This is a genomic window from Paraburkholderia eburnea (genome assembly GCF_002917095.1).
Taxonomy (GTDB): domain Bacteria; phylum Pseudomonadota; class Gammaproteobacteria; order Burkholderiales; family Burkholderiaceae; genus Paraburkholderia; species Paraburkholderia eburnea.
Map to the genome: position 1 here is coordinate 19,763 of NZ_PQGA01000003.1, position 21,267 is coordinate 41,029.

17 protein-coding genes and 1 tRNA gene are annotated in these 21,267 nt (G+C 64.8%); 10 read left to right on the forward strand and 8 right to left on the reverse strand.

The window, feature by feature from the left end; translation table 11 throughout:
* The first annotated feature begins 2 nt into the window (after positions 1–2).
* Positions 3–2,015, forward strand: coding sequence for a hybrid sensor histidine kinase/response regulator (locus B0G62_RS08150; protein ID WP_103703696.1), 2,013 nt, complete (start codon positions 3–5; stop codon positions 2,013–2,015).
* 109 nt (positions 2,016–2,124) lie between these two features.
* On the opposite strand, the gene mscL is transcribed toward B0G62_RS08150, so the two are convergent.
* From mscL to mfd, 4 genes are all read right to left on the reverse strand, one after another.
* A complete protein-coding gene (mscL, locus tag B0G62_RS08155; protein ID WP_103703697.1) occupies positions 2,125–2,571 on the reverse strand; it encodes a large conductance mechanosensitive channel protein MscL in 447 nt (148 codons plus the stop codon).
* Positions 2,572–2,746: 175 nt separating this feature from the next.
* Positions 2,747–3,763, reverse strand: a complete 1,017-nt coding sequence (locus B0G62_RS08160) for a threonine/serine dehydratase family protein (RefSeq protein WP_103703698.1) — start codon at positions 3,761–3,763, stop codon at positions 2,747–2,749.
* A gap of 33 nt (positions 3,764–3,796) precedes the next feature.
* Positions 3,797–5,053, reverse strand: coding sequence for an acetylornithine deacetylase (gene argE, locus B0G62_RS08165; protein WP_103703699.1), 1,257 nt, complete (start codon positions 5,051–5,053; stop codon positions 3,797–3,799).
* 179 nt (positions 5,054–5,232) lie between these two features.
* Positions 5,233–8,721, reverse strand: a complete 3,489-nt coding sequence (gene mfd / locus B0G62_RS08170) for a transcription-repair coupling factor (RefSeq protein ID WP_103703700.1) — start codon at positions 8,719–8,721, stop codon at positions 5,233–5,235.
* 330 nt (positions 8,722–9,051) lie between these two features.
* Between mfd and ispD the strand changes: the two genes are divergently transcribed.
* The 3 genes from ispD (at position 9,052) to B0G62_RS08185 (ending at position 11,682) form a co-directional block, all read left to right on the forward strand.
* The gene (ispD, locus tag B0G62_RS08175; RefSeq protein ID WP_103703701.1) at positions 9,052–9,777 is read left to right on the forward strand and encodes a 2-C-methyl-D-erythritol 4-phosphate cytidylyltransferase; all 726 of its coding nucleotides are present in this window, start codon (positions 9,052–9,054) and stop codon (positions 9,775–9,777) included.
* A gap of 50 nt (positions 9,778–9,827) precedes the next feature.
* A complete protein-coding gene (gene ispF / locus B0G62_RS08180; RefSeq protein ID WP_103703702.1) occupies positions 9,828–10,307 on the forward strand; it encodes a 2-C-methyl-D-erythritol 2,4-cyclodiphosphate synthase in 480 nt (159 codons plus the stop codon).
* Between the two features lie 220 nt (positions 10,308–10,527).
* Positions 10,528–11,682, forward strand: coding sequence for an acyltransferase family protein (locus B0G62_RS08185; RefSeq protein ID WP_103703703.1), 1,155 nt, complete (start codon positions 10,528–10,530; stop codon positions 11,680–11,682).
* A gap of 2 nt (positions 11,683–11,684) precedes the next feature.
* Here B0G62_RS08185 and B0G62_RS08190 read toward each other — a convergent pair whose 3' ends face one another.
* The 3 genes from B0G62_RS08190 to ompR form a co-directional block, all read right to left on the reverse strand.
* A complete protein-coding gene (locus B0G62_RS08190; RefSeq protein WP_103703704.1) occupies positions 11,685–12,233 on the reverse strand; it encodes a peroxiredoxin in 549 nt (182 codons plus the stop codon).
* Positions 12,234–12,370: 137 nt separating this feature from the next.
* The gene (locus B0G62_RS08195) at positions 12,371–13,720 is read right to left on the reverse strand and encodes an ATP-binding protein (protein WP_103703705.1); all 1,350 of its coding nucleotides are present in this window, start codon (positions 13,718–13,720) and stop codon (positions 12,371–12,373) included.
* A gap of 58 nt (positions 13,721–13,778) precedes the next feature.
* The gene (ompR, locus tag B0G62_RS08200; RefSeq protein ID WP_027814652.1) at positions 13,779–14,513 is read right to left on the reverse strand and encodes an osmolarity response regulator transcription factor OmpR; all 735 of its coding nucleotides are present in this window, start codon (positions 14,511–14,513) and stop codon (positions 13,779–13,781) included.
* 250 nt (positions 14,514–14,763) lie between these two features.
* Here ompR and B0G62_RS08205 point away from each other — a divergent pair, with 250 nt between their 5' ends.
* The 3 genes from B0G62_RS08205 (at position 14,764) to B0G62_RS08215 (ending at position 18,273) form a co-directional block, all read left to right on the forward strand.
* Positions 14,764–15,066 carry a hypothetical protein gene (locus B0G62_RS08205; RefSeq protein ID WP_103703706.1) on the forward strand — a complete coding sequence of 101 codons (303 nt, stop codon included), beginning with the start codon at positions 14,764–14,766 and terminating at the stop codon, positions 15,064–15,066.
* A gap of 299 nt (positions 15,067–15,365) precedes the next feature.
* Positions 15,366–16,952, forward strand: coding sequence for a DUF1800 domain-containing protein (locus tag B0G62_RS08210; protein ID WP_103703707.1), 1,587 nt, complete (start codon positions 15,366–15,368; stop codon positions 16,950–16,952).
* Positions 16,953–17,031: 79 nt separating this feature from the next.
* Positions 17,032–18,273 carry a DUF1501 domain-containing protein gene (locus tag B0G62_RS08215; protein ID WP_103703708.1) on the forward strand — a complete coding sequence of 414 codons (1,242 nt, stop codon included), beginning with the start codon at positions 17,032–17,034 and terminating at the stop codon, positions 18,271–18,273.
* Between the two features lie 12 nt (positions 18,274–18,285).
* On the opposite strand, the gene B0G62_RS08220 is transcribed toward B0G62_RS08215, so the two are convergent.
* Entirely contained in the window at positions 18,286–19,128 is an 843-nt protein-coding gene (locus B0G62_RS08220) for a squalene/phytoene synthase family protein (RefSeq protein WP_103703709.1), read from the reverse strand.
* Between the two features lie 244 nt (positions 19,129–19,372).
* On the opposite strand from B0G62_RS08220, the gene B0G62_RS08225 reads away from it, so the two are divergent.
* The 3 genes from B0G62_RS08225 to B0G62_RS08235 all read left to right on the forward strand — a co-directional run bounded on the left by B0G62_RS08225 (position 19,373) and on the right by B0G62_RS08235 (position 21,245).
* A tRNA-Leu gene (locus B0G62_RS08225) sits at positions 19,373–19,459 on the forward strand.
* Positions 19,460–19,822: 363 nt separating this feature from the next.
* On the forward strand, positions 19,823–20,770 hold the full coding sequence (locus tag B0G62_RS31885) for a hypothetical protein (protein ID WP_181315540.1): 948 nt from the start codon (positions 19,823–19,825) through the stop codon (positions 20,768–20,770).
* Complete coding sequence (locus B0G62_RS08235) at positions 20,763–21,245, forward strand: hypothetical protein (RefSeq protein WP_103704094.1); 483 nt, start codon at positions 20,763–20,765, stop codon at positions 21,243–21,245. The genes B0G62_RS31885 and B0G62_RS08235 overlap by 8 nt, the downstream gene beginning before the upstream one ends.
* The last annotated feature ends 22 nt before the right edge of the window (positions 21,246–21,267 follow it).

The following is a 21,267-nucleotide window of genomic DNA, read 5'->3' on the forward strand; positions in this document are numbered from 1 at the left end:
GCATGAACGAAGAGGCAACCCTGTTGGCGGGCGCGCATGTGCTCGTCGTCGACGATGACGAAGGCATTCTGCGGCTCGCGCGCAAATCGCTCGTGCGGGCCGGCGCGCGCGTGGACACCTGCGGCAGCGTGGCCGAAGCGAGCACCGTGCTCGCCGCACGCACGCCGGATGTGCTCGTGCTCGACTATCAGCTCGATGGCGCGGAGACCGGGCTCGACTTTTTCCGCCGCTTGCGCGCGGACAACGTGCGCGTGCCGGCGATCCTCGTCACCGGCTTTACCGACGAGTCGCGCGTGATTGCCGCGCTGCGCGCGGGCGTCTCGGATGTCGTCCCCAAATCGGGCGACTATCTCGACTATCTGCCCGAGGCCGTGGCGCGCGTGCTCTCGCAGGTCTCATTGCAGCGCGCTTCCGACCAGGCCTTGCTGTTGCGCGACCGCGAGGAACATTACCGCACGCTTTCCGAGGCGCTGCCGCATCTCGTCTTCACTTGCGGCGCGGACGGCGATTGCGATTTCCTTTCGAAGCAGTGGCGCGATTACACGGGTCTCGACGCGGGGGCATCGCATGGCCTCGCCTGGCTCGACGCCGTGCATCCCGACGACCGCGAGGACATTCGCCACACCTGGCTCAAGGCCGTGCGCAGCGACAATAACGATTACCGGCACGAGCTGCGGATCCGCCGCCACGACGGCACCTGGCGATGGTTCGATGTCCGCATCGTGGCGATGCGCGATCCGCGCGGCGGCATCAACAAGTGGTTCGGCAGTTGCACCGATATCCACGCGCAACGCGAATCGAGCGAAGAGCGCGAACTGCTGCTGGCTTCCGAGCAGGCCGCGCGGCAGGCGGCGGAAGAGGCCAATCGCGCCAAAGACCGTTTTCTCGCCATGCTGTCGCACGAGTTGCGCACGCCGCTCACGCCGGTGCTGGCCGGCACGCGTTTGCTCGAACAGATTCCGGGCCTGCCCGACGCCGCGCGCGCGGGCGTGCTGATGATCCGCCGCAATATCGAACTCGAGGCGCGTCTGATCGACGATCTGCTCGATCTCACGCGCGTGGCCAACGGCAAGCTCGATCTCATGCTCGACACCGTCGACGTGCATGAAGTGATCGATGCCGTGCTGGAACTGTTCCATAGCGAAATCCAGATCAAGCAGCAGGATGTGCACGTCGAGCGCCATGCGCAACATCATTACGTGCGTGGCGATCGTGCGCGCATGCAGCAGATGTTCTGGAATCTCGTGCGCAACGCGGCGAAATTCACGCCGGACGGCGGTCACATCTACGTACGCACGCGCGACGAGCGCATGCATGTGGTGATCGAAGTGGAGGACACGGGCATCGGCATTGCGCCCGAGCAGATCGGCAAGCTTTTCCATGCCTTCGAACAGGGCAGCCACAACATGACGCGCCAGTTCGGCGGCCTGGGTCTGGGCCTTGCGGTCACGAAGGCGCTGACGGAGGCGCACGGCGGCACGGTCAGCGCAAAAAGCCCGGGGGCGCACTGCGGCGCGACTTTCACGATCGTTCTGCCGACCGCCACGCCCGGCACCGGCGCCGAGCAGCCCGCGGACCGTTGCGGCCCGCATCAGGCCAGCGCGCTCGATATCCTGCTGATCGAGGATCACGAGGATACGGCCGAAGTGATGTCGCAACTGATCCATGCGCTCGGTCATGGCGTGGCGGTGGCCGCCAGTGTGGCGGCCGCGCTTGCGCTCACGGCCACGCGGCGCTTCGATCTGGTGGTGAGCGACATCGGCTTGCCGGACGGCTCGGGTATCGACTTCATCCGCGCGTTCCGCAAGGAGTCCGCGGCGCCCGCGATCGCGCTCACGGGCTTCGGCACCGACGACGACGTGCGCCGTAGTCTCGACGCGGGCTTTACCGCGCACCTCACGAAACCGGTTAATTTCGAACAACTGGAGCACCTGATCGAACAGGCGTCGATCCTGCGCGCGCAACGCGTCGAACGCGATGAATCAAACTCCGCGCCGAATGCGGCGACGTCCTGAGCGCCCGACGGTATCGACTTATCGACTTATCGGCGTAAGACGGACGTAAAAAAGCCCGCGTGCCTCGAAGGCGACGCGGGCTTTTTCAATGGGGCAGCGAAACAGGCGCTCAGCGCGGGCTGTTCTGCAGCGAATCGCGGATCTCGCGCAGCAGCAGCACGTCTTCGGGCGTCGGCGCCGGTTCGGCTGCGGGCGCTTCCTCGGGCTTGCGCAGCTTGTTGATGAACTTCACCATCAGAAAGATGATGAACGCGAGAATGATGAAGTTGATCAGCACCGTGATGAACGAGCCGTAGCCGAACACGGCGACGCCTGCGGTCTGCAGATCCTTGTACGAATCGGGATTGCCCTTGAACGAAGGGGGAATATTGCCGAGCCGCACGAACATGTTCGAGAAGTCGAGGCCGCCTGTCACCACGCCGATCACCGGCATGATGAGGTCTTTCACGACGGAGTTGACGATGCTGGAAAAGGCGCCGCCGATGATGACACCGACGGCGAGATCCATCACATTGCCTTTGACGGCGAATTCCTTGAACTCTTTGATCATGCTCATGAATGGGCTCTCCTTGAAGGGGGCGGCACGGGCCTGGGTAGATAACGACGTATTGGCGCAATGATAGCGAACGCACCCGGAACACGATAGCGATTTGACATTGGCTGACGTTTCGCCGATTGCGGCGCAACGCGAAACGGACTAATGCACGTCGCGTTCCCGCGAGCGGTGAACGCTACGCGTGCGGTGCGAGCGTGATGTCTTCGGTGAAACGCCGTGGATCGGTGTGGGTGCCGCACAGCAGGATGCCCACGCGTTTGCCCTGCAAAGGGTCGCGCAGCGGTCCATGGAGCGCCGCCGTGGCCGCGGCGCAGGCGGGCTCGACGGCCAGCTTCAGCTCGTCGAACAGCACGCGCATGGCCGCGCGCAGTTCGTCGTCGGAGACCGTGACGATGTCTTCGAGATGGCGGCGGCACAGCGTATAGCTGTATTGCTCGGTGTGCGGCGACATCAGCGAGTCGGCGATGGTATGCATGTGGGTCAGGCGCACCGTATGGTTGGCCGCGAAGCTGCGGCTCATCGCGTCCGCGCCTTCGGGCTCGACGCCATAGATCGCGATGCGCGGGTTCGCGAGACGCAGCGCCGTGGCCACGCCTGCCGCCAGCCCGCCACCGCCGATCGGCACGATCACCGCGTCGAGATCGGGCGACTGGGTCACCCATTCGTAGCCGAGCGTCGCCGTGCCGAGCACCGTGCGAAAACCGTTGAAAGGATGCACGAAATAGCGGCCTTCCTCGGCTTCGATGTGGCGCACGATCTCGAAGGCTTCGTGGCTGTCGCTCGCGCGCACGATCTCCGCGCCCAGACGCCGGCACTGATCCACACGCGCCGCGCTCGCCGTATGGAATAGCACGACCTTCGCGGACACGCCCAGGCGCATCGCGGCGTACGCAACGGCAATCGCATGATTGCCGCCCGACACGCAGGTCACGCCCGCGCTGCGTTGCGCCGCATCGAGCGCGAGCAGATGCGTGAACGCCCCGCGCACCTTGAAGCTGCCGCTTGCCTGCAGCAGTTCGAACTTGAAATTGACGAGCGTGTCGCCGAGCGAGGGCAGATCGTGCCGGTCGAACACCGGCGTGCGCAGCACCCACGGCGCGAGCGTGAAGTGCTGCGAAGCGATGTCGTCGAGCGAGGGAATCGCTTCGCCGTCGATCGTGTGATCGGTGGGCAGCGGCGTGCCGGTGGACATGGCGCCTGGTTTTAACGCAGCGGCGCGGCGGCTTTAGCGCGTTTGCGCGTCGAGCGACAGGCCGCGCACAAGCTTGCGCAGGAAACCTTCGCACGCCGAAAGTTGTTCGAGCGAGACGAACTCGTTCGGCTTGTGCGCCTGCTGGATGTCGCCGGGACCGCACACCACGCTCGGAATGCCCGCGCGCGCGAACAGTCCCGCTTCGGTGCCGTAGGCCACTTTGCGGCGCGTCTGGTCCGAGGTGAGCGCGCGCACGAGTTGCGTGATCGCGGCCTGTTCCGTGACGTCGAGGCCCGGCGCCGCCGCGATCTTCATGAACTCGATCGCCGGGTTTGCGCCCGCCACGCCTTCGCGCTGCATCTTCGGCAGCAGTGTTTCGCGCGCGTATTGCTCGATGCGCGCGAAGATCGCATCAGGGTCGAGCGTCGGCAGATTGCGGAATTCGAATCCAAAGCGGCATTCCGCCGGCACCGTGTTGATGGCGTTGCCGCCTTCGATCGTGCTGGTCTGCGCCGTCGTGAACGGCACGTCGTACAGCTCGTCGAACGGGCCTTGCGCGCGGAATTCGTCGGCCATGTCGCGGATGTAGCAGATCAGGCGCGCCGCGTATTCGATCGCGTTCAGGCCGCGCGGCGTGAGCGACGAATGCGCCGCGTGACCGCGCACGCAGCACTGGTACGTATTGATGCCCTTGTGCGCCACGATGGGCCGCATGCTCGTGGGTTCGCCCACGATGCAGCCTTCCGGTTTCACGCCGCGCTTCACGAGTTCCTCGAGCATGAGCGGTGCGCCCACGCAACCAATTTCCTCGTCGAACGAGAGCGCGAGATGCAGCGGTTTTGCAAGCTTCGTCTGCTGGATTTCCGGCACGAGCATGAGCGCCGCGCCGATAAAGCCCTTCATGTCGCAGGTGCCGCGGCCATACAGCAGGCCGTCGCGGATTTCCGGCTTGAACGGGTCGCTGTCCCACTTCTGGCCATCGACGGGCACCACGTCCGTGTGGCCCGACAGCACGATGCCGCCATCGGTCGAACCATCGTGCGCGGGCAGCGTGGCGAACAGATTGGCCCATTTGCCGTCGCGACCGTACGTGAGCGTCGATTCGATGCCGCGCGCGCGCAGATCGTCACGCACGGTTTCGATCAGGCCGAGATTCGGATTGCGGCTGACCGTGTCCATCGACACGAGGCGGGTGACCCAGGGAAGTGAAGCGGGGAGATCGGGGGATGCGGCGGGGGACGGTCTGGAAGACTGCAGGGAAGACTGCGCTGTTTCAGCGGTCATGCTCATGGTGGACTCCGGCTTGCTTGTCTTGTCCATATTACCCAAAAAGGGTGGGACTCGCCAAAGCCGGAAAACAAGTTGCAGCGCGCGCGGACGTGGCGCGCTGCAACATGCTGCGGGCGCGGATGATGCGCCGGTTGGAGCGTCAGATCATCCGTTCAAGCCGCGCGAAAACGACGAGGAAACTACGTGCGCGGAGCCGCCGCCCGCGTCGGCGCGCCGAGCGCGCGCAGCGTTTCCTTGACGGTCGCCACGCGTACCGCGAGATCGGGACTGCGCGTTTCGATGCGCAGCTTGTCCTGGCCTGCGAGCTTCACGTGCTTGTGCTTCTGCACCATCTCGATGATGCGCATGGCGTCGACCGGCGGATTCGGCACGAACTGCAGTCCGATCACCGCTTCGCCCGCGTCGATCTTGGTGATGCCGAGCGGCTTCGCGGCGAGGCGCAGGCGGTGCGTTTCGATCAGCGCATGTGCCTGCGGCGGCATCTTGCCGAAGCGGTCGATCAGCTCTTCCTGGATGCCGTCGATCGAATCGTCGTGCTCGCAGTTCGCCAGGCGCTTGTAGAGCGACAGACGCTCCTGCACGTCGCCGCAGTAGTCGGCGGGCAGGATGGCGGGCGCGTGCAGATTGATCTCGGTCGTCGCGGCGAGCGGCGCGTTCAGATCGGGTTCGCGGCCGTCCTTGAGTGCCTTCACGGCGTCGTTGAGCATGTCCGTATAAAGCTGGAAGCCGATTTCCTGGATCTCGCCCGACTGTTTGTCGCCGAGCACTTCGCCCGTGCCGCGAATCTCCAGATCGTGCATCGCCAGATAGAAGCCCGAGCCGAGTTCCTCCATCTGCTGGATCGCTTCCAGACGCCGCTGCGCCTGCTTCGTGAGCCCTTGCGGGTCGTGCACGAGCAGATACGCGTAGGCCTGGTGATGCGAGCGCCCGACGCGGCCGCGCAACTGGTGCAGCTGCGCGAGACCGAACTTGTCGGAGCGGTGGATCAGGATCGTGTTCGCGGTCGGCACGTCGATGCCGGTTTCGATGATGGTGGTACAGAGCAGCACGTTGGCGCGCTGCGCGACGAAATCGCGCATCACGGCTTCGAGTTCGCGCTCGTGCATCTGGCCGTGCGCCACGGCGATACGCGCTTCGGGCACGAGCGCTTCGAGCATCGCGCGGCGGTTCTCGATCGTCTCGACTTCGTTGTGCAGGAAGTACACCTGGCCGCCACGCTTGAGTTCGCGCAGCATCGCCTCGCGGATCACGCTGTCTTCCTCGCGTCGCACGAAGGTCTTGATGGCCAGGCGCTTTTGCGGCGCAGTGGCGATCACGGAGAAGTCGCGCAAGCCTTCCAGCGCCATGCCGAGCGTACGCGGGATCGGCGTCGCGGTGAGCGTGAGCACGTCCACTTCGGCGCGCAACGCTTTGAGCGCTTCTTTCTGGCGCACGCCAAAACGGTGTTCCTCGTCGATGATCACGAGGCCCAGGCGCTTGAACTGCACATCGGACGACAGCAGCTTGTGCGTGCCGATGACGATATCGACGCTGCCTTCGTTGATCTGCTGGATCGCCGTGCTGACTTCCTTCGCGCTCTTGAAACGCGAGAGTTCGGCGATACGCACGGGCCACTCCGAGAAGCGGTCGGTAAAAGTCTGCGTGTGCTGTTCCGCGAGCAGCGTCGTGGGCGAGAGGATCGCCACCTGCTTGCCGCCCATCACGGCGATGAAGGCCGCGCGCAGCGCGACTTCGGTCTTGCCGAAGCCCACGTCGCCGCACACGAGGCGGTCCATCGGCTTGCCGCTCGTCATGTCGCCGATCACGGCGGCGATCGCCGCCGCCTGATCCGGCGTTTCCTCGAAGCCGAAGCTCTCGGCGAACTTCACGTAGTCCTTCGGTTCGAGCGCGAACGCGTGGCCCTCGCGCGCGGCGCGGCGCGCGTAGAGATTCAAAAGCTCGGCGGCGGTGTCGCGGATCTGCTGCGCGGCCTTGCGGCGTGCCTTTTCCCACTGGCCCGAACCGAGCGCGTGCAGCGGCGCGCTGTCCGGATCGGCGCCGCTATAGCGCGAAATCACATGCAGTTGCGAAACCGGCACGTAGAGCTTGCTGCCGTTCGCGTATTCGAGGTGCAGGAACTCGGTGTCACCTTCGCCGAGGTCCATCGTCACGAGGCCGTGATAGCGGCCGATGCCGTGCTGCGCGTGCACGACCGGATCGCCCACTTTCAGCTCGGAAAGATCGCGGACCATCGAATCGACGTTGCTCGCCTGTTCCTGGCGGCGGCGTCCCGCGCGGCGCGAGAGCGGACCGTACAGCTCGGTTTCGGTGATGATCGTCAGCGCTTCGCCGGGCAGCGCGAAGCCCGTCGAAAGCGGCGCTACGCCCAGCACGAAGCGCTCGTCGCCGGTGAGCCAGTCCTCGAAGCTGTCCGCCGAGGTCGGGCGCAAGTGGTTATCGGCGAGCAGTTGCGCGATGGTCTCGCGTCGTCCCGCCGATTCGACCGCGAACAGCACACGGTTTTTCGTGGTGTCGAGATAGCCGCGCAGCGCCGCGAGCGGGTCGTCGGCGTGACGGTCGATCGCGAGTGTGGGCAGCGGCGTGGCCCAGCCGCCCGCGCTTGCGGCGGGCAGCACGAGGCGCGCAAACGGCTTGGCGAGCGTGAAGAAGTCCTCGTCGGTCAGGAAGAGGCGCTGCGGCTCCAGGATCGGGCGCTCGCGATCGTGCGCGAGGAAGTTGTGGCGTTGCTTCGTGTCGGCGGTGAAGCGGCGGATCGACGTGTCCAGATCGCCCGAGAACACCAGTTGCGCGTTCTGCGGCAGATAGTGGAACAGCGTGGCTGTCTCTTCGAAAAAGAGCGGCAGATAGTACTCGATGCCCGCCGACGGCACGCCGTTGCCGATGTCCTTGTAGATGGTCGCGCGGCTCGGGTCGCCCTCGAACACTTCGCGCCAGCGGCTGCGAAACGCCGTGCGCGAGGCTTCGTCGAACGGGAACTCGCGGCCCGGCAGCAGGCGCACTTCCTTGACCGGATAGAGGCTGCGCTGGCTGTCCGGGTCGAAGGCGCGGATCGAATCGACCTGATCGTCGAACAGGTCGAGACGGTAGGGCAGCGGCGAACCCATCGGAAACAGGTCGATCAGCGAGCCGCGCACGCAGTATTCGCCGGGCCGCATGACCTGGCTCACGTGCTCGTAGCCGGCCAGCGTGAGCTGCGACTTGAGTCTGGCTTCGTCGAGCCGCTCGCCTTGCGAGAACGAGAATGTATAGGCCGCGAGGAACGAGGCCGGCGGCATGCGGTAAAGCGCCGTGGTGGCCGGCACGAGCAGGATGTCGCAACGCCCTTCGCCGAGATCGTGCAGCGTCGCCAGGCGCTCGGAAACGAGATCCTGATGCGGCGAGAACGTGTCGTAAGGCAGCGTTTCCCAGTCGGGCAGCAGGCGCACACGTGCTTCGGGCGCGAAGAACGGGATTTCCTGGGCGAGACGCTGGGCGTCCACGGCGCTGGCGCAGATCACCGCCAGCAGCGGGGCGGTCGTGCCGCTGCCGCGCGCGGCCTCGCGGTAACGGGCGATCAGGAGCGCGTCGGACGAGCCGTGCGTGCCGTCGAACGCATAGCGCTGCCCCGGCTTGACGACGGCGACCGGTGAAGCGGACGGGGACTTCGAGGATGCGGCGATTTCGGACATAGGGGCAACAGGTTGGCCTCGGGCGTGGCGGGCGGCGTGCATCGATGAAGGCAGCACCGCGAGCACCGCCTCGGTGCATGCGATCCGGACGAAGCTGTGGTCAAAACAGCGTGATTCAAGACAGCCATTCGAAAAGCGCGTGCAGCGTCGCCATTGTGCCTGCGTGCCGCTCTGGCATGGCGTTGGCGCTGCTTTCGCGCGGCCTGTCGACTGGCTGCCGGCGTGCCCGTTGCGCGCGCCATCGGGTACTGCTTGCGGAGCTTGGGCGTGCGGGCAAGGGACCTATTATAAAATCCGTCCTTTACTTTGACTCATGCGGCTCGCGACACCGTGACCTCACGCCTATTTGCCCTGATTCCCTGCGCCGGTACCGGCAGCCGTTCGGGATCGTCCCTGCCCAAGCAATACCGCACGGTTGCGGGGCACGATCTCCTGCACTATACGCTCGCGGCGTTCGACGCCTGCAGCGAATTCACCCAGACCCTGGTCGTCATTTCTCCCGACGATAGCCACTTCGACGCGCGCCGCTTCGGCGGCCTGCGCTTCGCGGTACGGCGCACCGGCGGGGCCTCGCGCCAGGCGTCGGTCTACAACGGCCTCGTCGCGCTCGCCGAATTCGGCGCCACCGACGACGACTGGGTGCTCGTGCACGACGCCGCGCGCCCCGGCATCACGCCCGCGCTGATCCGCTCGCTCGTCGATGCGCTCAAGGACGATCCGGTCGGCGGCATCATGGCGCTGCCCGTGGCCGATACGCTCAAGCGCGTCGCGCCCCATAACGTACCGGGCGGCCCGCGCATCGCGCGCACCGAATCGCGCGACGGCCTCTGGCAGGCCCAGACGCCGCAGATGTTCCGCATCGGCATGCTGCGCGGCGCGATCGAGCGCGCCCAGCGGGAAGGGCACGATCTCACCGACGAGGCCAGCGCCATCGAATGGCTTGGCCATTCGCCGCGCCTCGTGCAGGGCAGCCTGCGCAATTTCAAGGTGACGTACCCTGAAGACTTCGCGCTTGCCGAAGCCATTCTCAGCGCCGCAAACCAGGCGTGCCAATAAAGCGCGCCGAATTGATAGCGCCCCAAGCAACCCACACGGAAAACCCACACATGGACATCAGAATCGGACAAGGCTACGACGTGCACGCGCTCGTGGCGGGACGCCCGCTTGTCATCGGCGGCGTGACGGTGCCCTACGACCGCGGGCTGCTCGGCCACTCGGACGCGGACGTGCTGCTGCACGCCATCACCGACGCGCTTTTCGGCGCCGCGGCGCTCGGCGACATCGGCCGTCACTTCCCGGATACCGACAAGCAGTTCTACGGCGCCAATAGCCGCGTGTTGCTGCGCGAATGCCTGCGCCGCGTCGAGGAAGCCGGCTTCACGCTGATCAATGTCGATAGCACCGTGATCGCCCAGGCGCCCAAGCTCTCGCCGCATATCGACGCCATGCGCGCCTGTATCGCGGAAGACCTCAAACTGCCGCTCGATCGCGTGAACGTGAAGGCAAAGACCAACGAAAAACTCGGCTATCTGGGTCGCAGCGAAGGCATCGAAGCGCAGGCGGCCGTGCTGATCACGCGCGCCTGATATTGCATTTCAGGTCTTGAAACAAGGGCCTTTCTGCATTCCTCAGCGTGGCGCGCAAGCGTCGTGCCTCGCAAATGTCGAATGGGAAGAGCAGGGCCCATGCCCGCTCTTCTTGTCTGGGCGGTGGTTGCATCTGCAATCACCGCCTTGCTTTTTCTTGCCGATTTATTTCCGCTTTTTTCCCCTTATGCTCAAAGCGTAACCGGAAGCGGAAAGGGCAATGACGGGACTCGAAAGACGCGTAAAAGGCCTCGACGGACTCCGGGCGCTGGCCGTGATGCTGGTGTTTCTCTCCCACAAGGCGCACGTCGAAATCATCGATGCCGGCAAGATCGGCGTATGGCTCTTCTTCCTGATCAGCGGCTATCTGATCATCGGCGAGCTGCATCGCAATCGTCTGCGCATCGAGCAGCATGCCGCGCGGCGTGACGCCGTGCTCTACGTTTTCTTCGTCAAGCGCGCGCTGCGCATCTTCCCGGTCTACTACCTGCTGCTTATCGCGCTGACGATCGCGCATGCGTTCTTCTATCAGCGCGATGTCGAATTGGGCCTCGCCTGGCATTTCGTATTCCTGTCCAATTTCTGGATCGGGATCGTGCACGACGGTTGGCCGGGGACGGTATCGCATTTCTGGAGCCTGGCGGTCGAGCAGCAGTTCTATCTGATTGCGCCGTTCGCGCTGCTATTCGCGCGCGCCTCGCGTCATCTGGGCATGTGCATCGGCTTGATTGGCGCTGCGGCGCTCGTGCATCTCGGGCTCTATGCGGGCGGCGCGATCGAGCCGCTGGTCTATGCGTTCTCGCCGTGGAATTTCGCCTTGCTCGCGCTTGGCGGAGCGCTGGCGATCGGCGGCGAGCGCGTGCAGGTGACGGGGCGCTTGCCCGCCGCGCTATGGTGCGCGCTGGCGCTTGCGTGTCTGGGCGTGTTCGCGTTCGCACGTGCCGATTGCGTGAGTTGCGAGGCGATGCAACGCGCCGTGATGCCGGGCCTGCTCGATATCGGTCTTGCGCTTTCGCTGGGGGCGGTGTTCCTGTGGATCGTGCGCCGGCAGGACAGCGCGCTGGTCGCGGCGCTGGAGCTGCGGCCGCTCGCGTATCTCGGTACCGTCAGCTACGGCTTTTATCTGTTCCACAATCTCGTGCCGTCGCGACTGGGCGAGGCACCCGCGCTCTACGTGCGGCTGCACTTGCCGCCGTTCGCACAAGACCTGCTGCCGCTCGTATTGCAGTTCGCGCTGGCCGTGCTGCTCGCGCATCTCTCGTGGCAACTGCTGGAAAAGCGCGTGCTGGAGTGGAAGGCGCCGCTGACGGCCGCGATCCGCAACCGTCTGCCGGCGCGCACGGCCGCGGGCCAGATCCAGGCAGGCGCTGAGTAGCGCTAGAAGGTGGCGCCGCCGATTTCGCGCCCGCCCGGGCAGAGCTCGCCGGTTTGCAGTCCGTCGAGCACGCGCAGCACCTCGATTGCGCTGCGCCCTACGTTGAGGCTGTTCACGGACACGTGCTGAATGGTGTTATCCGGATCGACGATAAAGGTCGCGCGCAGCGCCACGCCCGCTTCCTTGTCGCGAATGCCGAGCTGATCGATCAACTCGCCCTTCACGTCGCCGAAGGAGTAGTGATTCAGGCGGTCGAGTTCATGGTTCTCGCGCCGCCAGGCGAGCTTCACGTATTCGTTGTCGCAACTGCCGCCCATCAGCACCGTGCTGCGGTCCTCGAATTCCTTGTGCAACTGGGCGAACGCGACGATCTCGGTCGGACAGATCACGGTGAAATCCTTCGGATAGAAGTAGATGACTTTCCACTTGTCCGAAAAAGTCTGCTCGGTGATTTCGAGGAAGGCCGATTCGCCGTTTTCTTCAGGATGATTGAAGCCGGGCTTCGCGGCCGTGACGGTGAAGGCGGCCAGTTTGTCGCCGACGGTTTTCATGGCGTCGCTCCTTGATCACGAAACTGGGTTCTATTCCTTGCGATTGTGGCAGGGGACGACAACGCACGCTGCGAGCCTGCACCGCAGCGTGGTCGTGTCGAAGGGGGGAGGGCGTGCGGCCCGTGACGCTGTGACGCTCAGGCGCCCTTGGCGAGCGGAAACTCGATGGTCACTTCGAGGCCGGGGCCGGGCGCGCGATTGCGCAGGCGCAGCGCACCGCGATAGCGGCCCACGAGGCGCTGCACGATGGCCATGCCGAGGCCCGTGCCGTTGGCCTGGGTGCGGGCGCTGTCGACGCGGTAGAAAGGCCGCGTGACGAGCGCAAGCTGGTCCTCGGGGATGCCGGGACCTTCGTCGACCACGGACAGCTCCACGCGCGAATGCGAGACGCGCGTTTCCAGCATGATGTGAGGAATGCCGTCCGATTCGCTCGCCCCATATTTGCGCGCGTTTTCGATCAGATTGCCGACGATGCGGCGCACGTCGGTATCGTCGGCTTCGATCACGGCCGTGGGTGCGAGGCGCGTGATGAGACGCACGCCGTCCTCGCCCGCCATGCGCGCGGCCATTTCGCTTGCGATCACGGAAAGATCGACGCGCTCGGGCATGCGCTGCACGGGCCGCGCATAGTCGAGGAAGCGGCCGATGATCATGTCCATCTGCTCGATGTCGTCGACCATCGCGTCCTTGGTCGCCTGATCGGACGGACTCATCTCGGTTTCCAGCCGCAGCCGCGCGAGCGGCGTGCGCAGGTCGTGCGAGATGCCCGCGAGCATCAGGGCCCGGTCGGCCTCCAGTTGATCGAGGTCGCGCACCATCTGGTTGAACGAGCGATTGGTTTCGGCGGCCACGCCCATGCCGCTTTCGGGCAAGGGCGCGGGCGATTGCCCCGAGCCCACCATGCGCGCCGACATGGCCAGCCGCGCAAACGGCCGGTTCACGAGACTCGTGATGAAGGCCGCGCCGAACAGCGACAGCGCGAGCGCGGACACGCCCCATCCGACCCACTGCAGGCCGGTGACGTTGTCGAGCTGGTCGCGGTCGAGCGCGACCCAGTAATCGTCGTCGTCGATCTTGAAGCTGATCCACACGCCGGGAATGTCGTTCACGGACTGGGCGATGACGGTGTCGTCGCCCAGCCGGCCGCGAATGTCATGCTCGATCAGACGATTGAGCGATTCGTCGGGCTGCAGTTTGTACTTGTCGGTGGTTTCGCGCGGATAGACGCGCACGCCCTCGTTGCTCTCCAGATCCTGCAGCAGCGCGCGCCGCAGATCGGGATCGGAATAGAGCAGGGCCGTGCGCGTGAGCTTGACCACGGCGACGAGCTGCAGCGCCACGCGCTGCGCGCGCGGCTCGCGCTCGATCACACGAAAGCTCTGGAACCATGCCGCGAGGCTGACCGCGATGAGCAGCGCGATCAGCAGGAAGGTGCGCCAGAACAGGTCGCCGAACGCGAGCGTCAGGAGACGCCGGTCAATGCGCATGGACCCTTCCCATCGACAAAGGCCGGGCAGGCAGACAGATACCCAAAGACATCAGGGATCAGGCGGCGCCGTCGGGGATGAACACGTAGCCGAGGCCCCAGACCGTCTGGATGAAACGCGGGCTGCCCGGATCCGGCTCGATCAGCTTGCGCAGACGCGAGATCTGCACGTCGAGGCTGCGGTCGAACACTTCGTATTCGCGCCCGCGTGCGAGTTCCATGAGCTTTTCGCGCGAGAGCGGCTGGCGCGGATGACGCGCGAACACCTTGAGCACCGAGAATTCGCCCGTGGTGAGCGGAATTTCCTGGCCGGCCTTGGTGAGCGTGCGGGTGGCGAGATTCAGGGCGAATTCGCCGAACTCGAATACTTCGGTGGTTTCCGAAGGCGCGCCCGGCAGTTCGGACGGCGCCTGGCGGCGCAGCACGGCGTGAATGCGCGCGACCAGTTCGCGCGGATTGAAGGGTTTCGGGAGGTAGTCGTCGGCGCCCATTTCGAGGCCCACGATGCGATCCACGTCTTCGCCCTTGGCGGTGAGCATGATGATCGGCGTGCGGTCGTTGCTGCCGCGCAGGCGACGGCAGATCGACAGACCGTCTTCGCCCGGCAGCATCAGGTCGAGCACGAGCAGGTCGAAGCGTTCGCGCACCCACAGCTTGTTCATGGCGGGCGCATTTTCTGCGACATAGACGTTAAAGCCCTGCTCGCCGAGGTAGCGGCGCAGCAGGTCGCGCAGTCGCGGGTCGTCGTCGACAACGAGAATTTTGGACGGGTTCTTGGTTTCCATGCCTGGCATCTTAGCGCGATTGAGTTACGGTGCGAGATTGCACCGATTAACAGGTTACAGTCAGTTACAAAATTTACCCGCCCTGTGCCACGTCAGCAAGCACTGACAGATAGACTTCTTTACGTTTAGCGGCCATTCGGTGGATACTTCATTCGATTTTCGAACCAGTGCCCGTGTCAGAGCCGGGTCCACATGTATTCGAGGTAGCCGTTTGCCGCGTCAAGAAGGGAACAAAACGATGGGAGGGGTCGGCCCGACAATGCGCCACACCGTGATCGCACTGGCGTTGGCCAGCGGCGTCGTGGCGGCATTGGAGGCGGCGCCCATCCATGCGCAAACCTTCGCCGACGGCCCTCATGCGGGCAGCCGCTACCCGGGCAGGCCGCCGATCCGGCGCGTGCGCAACGATCAACCGCCGCGTCCTGCCTCTGACCTCAACCAGCGTCCCGCCGTTCCCCCCGATCTCGATGAGCGCCGCCGCGACGGCCACATGACGCCCGACGAGCGGCGTCTGCTGCGCCAGCACATCGAAGACGCCGTGCGCGAACTCTACAAGCGCTGAATCTTTCTGCAGATCGCCGCGCTTGCGCTGTTGTCCCTTGCGTGTGTCGACCGATGCACTGCGATTCATTTCCAGTCTTACCGTCAATTTCCTTCGAGACGTTGCTTGCGTTTTAGCTCCAATGCTGCGCACCGCATGCAACCGCTTTGTAGGTAACGTAAGGCGGCAAGGAAAAATTCCGTTGCAAATCTGCGGTCAACAAGCGTGCCGGGCCGTCCGTTAAGCCGCTACATTCATCTTCTACGGATGCGCGATCGGCTCATGCCCGCCTCGATCCCATGTCTGCCATGAAACGGTTTATGCGATTCGTGCCTGTCTCGTCGGAGCGCCTTGCTGCGTTGGGCGTCGCTTCGTCCGCGCTGGCGAGCGTGCAAGCGGTTGCGCAATCCGCAACGCCAGGCCATCGCGCGCATCATCATCGGGCGGCGAGCGCTGCTGCGGCGGCGGATCAAGCCGATGCCGATCTACTCGACGCCGACGACGCCACGCATCTGTTGATCCGCACGGGCTTTGCGCCTGCACCCGCTGATGTCGCGCCCTATGTCGGCCTCACGCGCGAAGCGGCTGTTGAGCGCGTGCTCTCGACGGCGCGCACCGAAGCCGTGACGCCGCTACCGGCGTGGACTAACGACACGCCCTTGACCCGCGCGCAGCGCAACGCGCTGACGCAGGATCAGCGCCGTGACGAGCAACGCAGGCGCAGTCAGGATTACGACGACTTGCGCGCCTGGTGGATGCGCGAAATCCTCACGACGCCGTCGCCGCTCACCGAGCACATGACGCTCTTCTGGCATAACCATTTCACGTCAGGCCAGGACAAGGTCGCCGAGCCGCAACTGATGGCGCAGCAAAATGCGCTCCTGAGGCGTCACGCGCTCGGCAGTTTCGCGGCGATGCTGCATGACGTCGCAAAAGATCCGGCGATGCTGCTTTATCTCGACGGCGCGAGCAACCGCAAGGGCAAGCCCAACGAGAATTTCGCGCGCGAAGTGATGGAGCTTTTTACGCTCGGGGAAGGGCAGTACACGCAGCGCGACGTCTCCGAGGCGGCGCGTGCTTACACAGGCTGGAGCGTCGAACCCGATTCCTCGCGCTTCGACTGGCGCCCACAGCAGCACGACGACGGCATCAAGATCGTGCTGGGCCATGCCGGCACATTTGATGGCGACGCAGTGCTCGATATTCTGCTCGGTGAGCCGCAGACGGCGCATTTCGTCTCGGCGAAACTCTGGCGCGAGTTTGTCTCGGACACGCCCGACCCGGAACAGCTCGATATCGTGGCCGCGCATTTTCGTTCGAGCGGCTACGACGTCAAGACGGCGTTGCGCGCGCTGCTGGCCACGCCGGCTTTCTGGGACGAACGCAATCGCGGCGTGCTGGTGAGTTCGCCGGTCGAGTTCATTGCCGGTACGGTGCGGCGTTTCGAGGTCACGTACGCGAACACGGCGCAGTTCGCACGCACGTCGGCGTCGCTCGGCGAGAATCTGTTTTATCCACCCAATGTGAAGGGCTGGCCCGGTGGCGCGACGTGGATCAATAGCTCGACGTTGCTGGCGCGCAAGCAGTTTGTCGAGCAACTGTTTCGCGCGACCGGGACGGTGCACCCGCCGATGGGCGGCGCGATGACGAAAGCCGCTGCGACCCTGCCGGCGAGTGGTGCGGCAAAGCCCGCTGCGCGACCGACGGCCGCCGCCATGCATTTCGATCTGGACGGCTGGCTCGGCCGCTATGGCCTTGGCGCCGACACGGTGCCGGGTCTCTCGGCGCAGTTGCAGATGCAGCACGCGGTATTGCCGCTTGCCCCTGTCGATGCGGTCGCGCCTGGCAGCAGTGCCGAGGCTTATCTCCAGGCACTCCTGATGGATCCCGTGTATCAGTTGAAATGAAGCGCAAAGCGAAGCATAAAGCGATGATCTCCCCACGACACGAGCGGCTGCGCGCCGCATGGACTCAACGAGGCATGGCATGAAGCGACGCGACTTCCTGGCCGCAGCGGCCGCAATGACGGCCGCGGGCGCGACGTGGCTACCCGAAGCGGCATGGGCGCAGGGCACCGGAATGCCGGCCACCGGAATGCCCGCGCAGCCGCGTGCGAGTGGTTACGAGAATCTGCTGATCCTCGTCGAACTCAAGGGCGGCAACGACGGACTGAACACCGTCGTGCCATACGCGGACCCGCTCTACGCGAGCTATCGGCCGACCATCGGCGTGCGCCGTGGCGATGTGATCCAGCTCGACGAGCACACCGCATTGCATCCCGCGCTCGCGCCGCTGATGCCGATGTGGCGCGCACACGAACTCGCGATCGTGCAGGGCGTGAGTTACGCGCAGCCGAACCTGTCGCATTTCCGCTCGATCGAGATCTGGGACACGGCCTCGCGCTCCGATCAGTATCTGCGCGAAGGCTGGCTCACGCGTGCTTTCGCGAATGCACCGGTGCCGAAGGGTTTTGCCGCCGACGGCCTCGTGCTCGGCAGCGCCGAGATGGGGCCGCTGGCGAATGGCGCGCGCGCCATCGCGCTCGTCAATCCGGCGCAGTTCGCGCGCGCCTCGCGGCTCGTTACGCCGGTCGCGCTCAAGGAGCGCAATCCGGCGCTCGCGCACATCCTCGACGTCGAGAACGACATCGTGCATGCCGCCGATCAACTGCGTCCGCGTCCCGGGCAATACGTGTTGAAGACAGCGTTTCCCAATGGGGCGTTCGGTGCGTCGATCAAGACCGCGATGCAGGCGCTGGCGTCGGGAGATACCGTGCAGGGGGCGCCGGTGGCCGGGCAGGGCGTGGCGGTGATCCGCCTCACGCTAAACGGTTTCGATACGCATCAGAACCAGCCCGAGCGTCACGCGGATCTGCTGCGTCAGTTCGCGGCGGGCATGGTGGCGATGCGTTCGGCGCTCGGCGAGATGGGGCGCTGGGATCGCACGATGATCGTCACTTACGCGGAGTTTGGCCGCCGCGTGCGCGAGAACCAGAGCCGCGGCACCGATCACGGCACGGCATGCGCGCATTTCGTGGCGGGCGGACGGGTGGCGGGCGGCTTGTACGGCGAGGCGCCGCAACTCGCGCGACTCGACGGCAATGGCAATCTGCCGGTCGCGGTCGACTTCCGGCAGATCTACGCGACGGTGCTGGGCAACTGGTGGGGACTCGACGCGACAGCGGTGCTGCAACAGCGTTTTGAACCGCTGCCTTTACTGCGCGCCTGAAGAACGCGTGAATCAGCCGCGCCGCGCCGCGCGCCACGCGATCCAGAGCTTGCGGATCGGCGTGAGCACGATCTGCTGATGCAGCACCTGGAATTGCTCGCGTTCCACTTCGTCGAGCAATGCGAGTTCGAGCGCCGCGAGCGCGCGTAGCGTGCGTTGATGACGCCGCTCGCCCGGCGAGATGGCGGCGAGCGCCGCGTTCACCGCTTCGCGCGCGCGTCCGATCTGGAACTGCATGAGTTCGGTGAATTCGGCGCTGTAGCGACGATTGATCAGATCGGCGGCCGTGACGTTGTAGCGCTGCAATTCGTCGATCGGAATATAGATGCGGCCGTGACGCGCGTCGTTGCCGATCTCGGGCACGAATTGCGCGAGCATCAGCGCATTGCCCAGCGGCGTCGCCCACTGCGCGACGGCTGCGCGCTCTTCATCCGTGCGTGCGCCAACCTGAGCCACGAGCGTCGCGAAGGTGCCGCCCACGCCATCCATGTAGCGGCGCAGATTCGGCAAGTCGAGATAGCGAGCCTGCTCGAAATCCATTTCGAAGCCGGCGAGCAACGGCTGGAGTAACGGATACAGGCTGGCCACGTCGCCCGCGTGCTGCGCGAGCGCTTTCGTGACCGGATGCGCGGGGTTGCCCGCGGCGAGCGCGGCCAGTTCCTTCTGCCACCAGGCGAGCTTGGTGCGCCCGACGGTCGGATCGCTGGTTTCCTTGGCGGTCTCTTCGAGTTCGCGGCGCAGCGCGAAGAGGGCGGCGAGCAGCGGCTGCTGCGCGGCGCTCGCCTGGCGCAGCGCGTAGTAGGTGCTCGATCCTGGAGGGGCCGCCTTTTGCAGGCAGTATTCGTCGAAATTCACGGGATTCGGGGGCGTGGGGAAGCGCGGCGATTCTAGCACCGGCACGGCTTGGGAGTTTCAGCGCTTTGCGAGATGCAGACAAGCGCGGGGCAATCGGTTAGAATCTCGCGCTTGCGCTTTGAGGCCGCCCCATCGGGGTGCACAATCGAAGCGCGCAAGGTCTGTATCTCGTACGCGATGTGTCTCAGCGGTTTGTCTCCGCAACTGCGGGACCGTGCAGCGGTGGTGCCGGCCAGAAAGATTCGCGTGAGTGGCGAAATTGGTAGACGCACCAGGTTTAGGTCCTGACGCCCGCAAGGGTGTGCCGGTTCGAGTCCGGCCTCACGCACCAAAAACGATCCAGACGTTCACGACGTTTGACCAGAAAACCCCGCCGGGCTTGGCTCCGCGGGGTTTTTTGTTTGTACTACGCCCGTTTATCACTGGTACCAGCAATTCCCGTTCGTGGGTCTTTTCGGGAGGGCGCCTGGCGGCGATGAGGTCGGAGTCGCCAAAGCCGATCCTGCGCGTGATCCCGATAACACAAACGACGCACTTCGCTTCGATATGTATTCTCGATCCGATTTGCATCAACTGCGTGCCAGTCCGGATAGCGCAAGGTCGGCCGCCTGGTGACGTGCTAGTAAACACGCCACAACCAGGCGGAGGTGACATGTCGTTACCCGAATGGGGCAATTCTTATAACGCACTCTACGTGCCGCTCAAGGGCGGCTGGCAGTGCGCATTGGTGCCCGCTCGCGATATCGAAGACGTAGACCGTGGCTGGCAGTTGTCTTACGAGGAGCGCCAGAGCGTACGCAAGGAACGCGAAGAGCGGATGGAGCAGGACCGGCGGGATTTCGATCAGTTCTTCCGGGTGAGCATTCGCCGTGGCGCTTCGCGTATCTGCGGCGATTTCAGCGCTTACGCGAGTTTCATCGGCAAGCACGTACGTGGGCGGTGGCCCGCGCCCATCGATGGCGACGACATAACGCGCATCCTGCGCGAAGCAGTGCGCGATGGCCTGATCGTCCCTGCTATCGATCGCAATTGGCGCGGTAGTCGCGGCGTATCGACGCGCTATGCACCTCAAACCTGGGGCGAGACGTATCGAGGCGGTGGAGGTGGAGTGGTCGCCAGTACGCCGCGCGCGAAGACGTTCCACCAGTCGGTGATGGAATCGATGGGCCTCGATGCCGACGGCGCGACGGCCTACATCGAAAAGTACAACGCGATGGTCGAGCGCATCGACGCAATACAGGCCGCGAACGCTGCAAAGCGCGCAGCAGTCGCAGCGGCCAGCAATGGCGACGACTTTCCCGGCGTGATGGAGGCGGCAGCCGGGGCGGTGCCCGGTGGCGGTGAAGAGGCGGGCAATGCGCTCAGCGACGATGCGGGCGGGACCTCAACGCCGCTCGGCGATGCGCAGCCGTTCGGCTATCAGCCCGATCTGCCGGATGGCGAGGTGGAAGAACTGGCGGGCGGCGAAGGCACTCCAGGCAACAATCAAACTCAGAACAAGCAGTTCAAGGCCGTTGTAAAGGCGTTAGGCTTGAATCAAGATCAAGCCCGGCAACTCCATGACGAAATCAGTAAGCAGGGTCTCGGGTATCACGAGATGCTGGAACGCGGCCAGGACATGTTTGGAGATGGTGATGATTGATACTAAGGCGGAAATTACGAAACGGCTTGCCGTGCTTGTCGGGCTTGAAGTGAGCTGGGTCAGCCACGCGGGGGACATGCTCACCATGCAGTTTGGCCCGCAAAGACGGTATACGCTCAGGGGCAGAGAGCGCGAGGATGGGGCTTGGGCGCTCCACGTGCAATGTGACTGGCAGATCATGCGCGAGGGGAGCATCGTAGCAACACGGCAGGATCTGCGCGGCTCTGATGAAAAGGCGCACGACACGGCCACGCGTTTGCACGACTTGCTCGTAGAGCAAGGTCCTATCAGGTTCGAGGCCCTATCGGCATACGACGCGGGCGGCATGGTTGCTTTGTTTTCGCGAGGGTATCGCCTGGCGGTGGTTTCGGACGGAATCGAAGATGACGAGGACTGGCGCTTCTTCGCGCCTGGCGTCGATGCTGCGCACTTCGTGATTGAGGGCGGGAAGGTTGCCACTGAGTCGTTCGACTGACGTGCGATCGACCGCAAAGCGT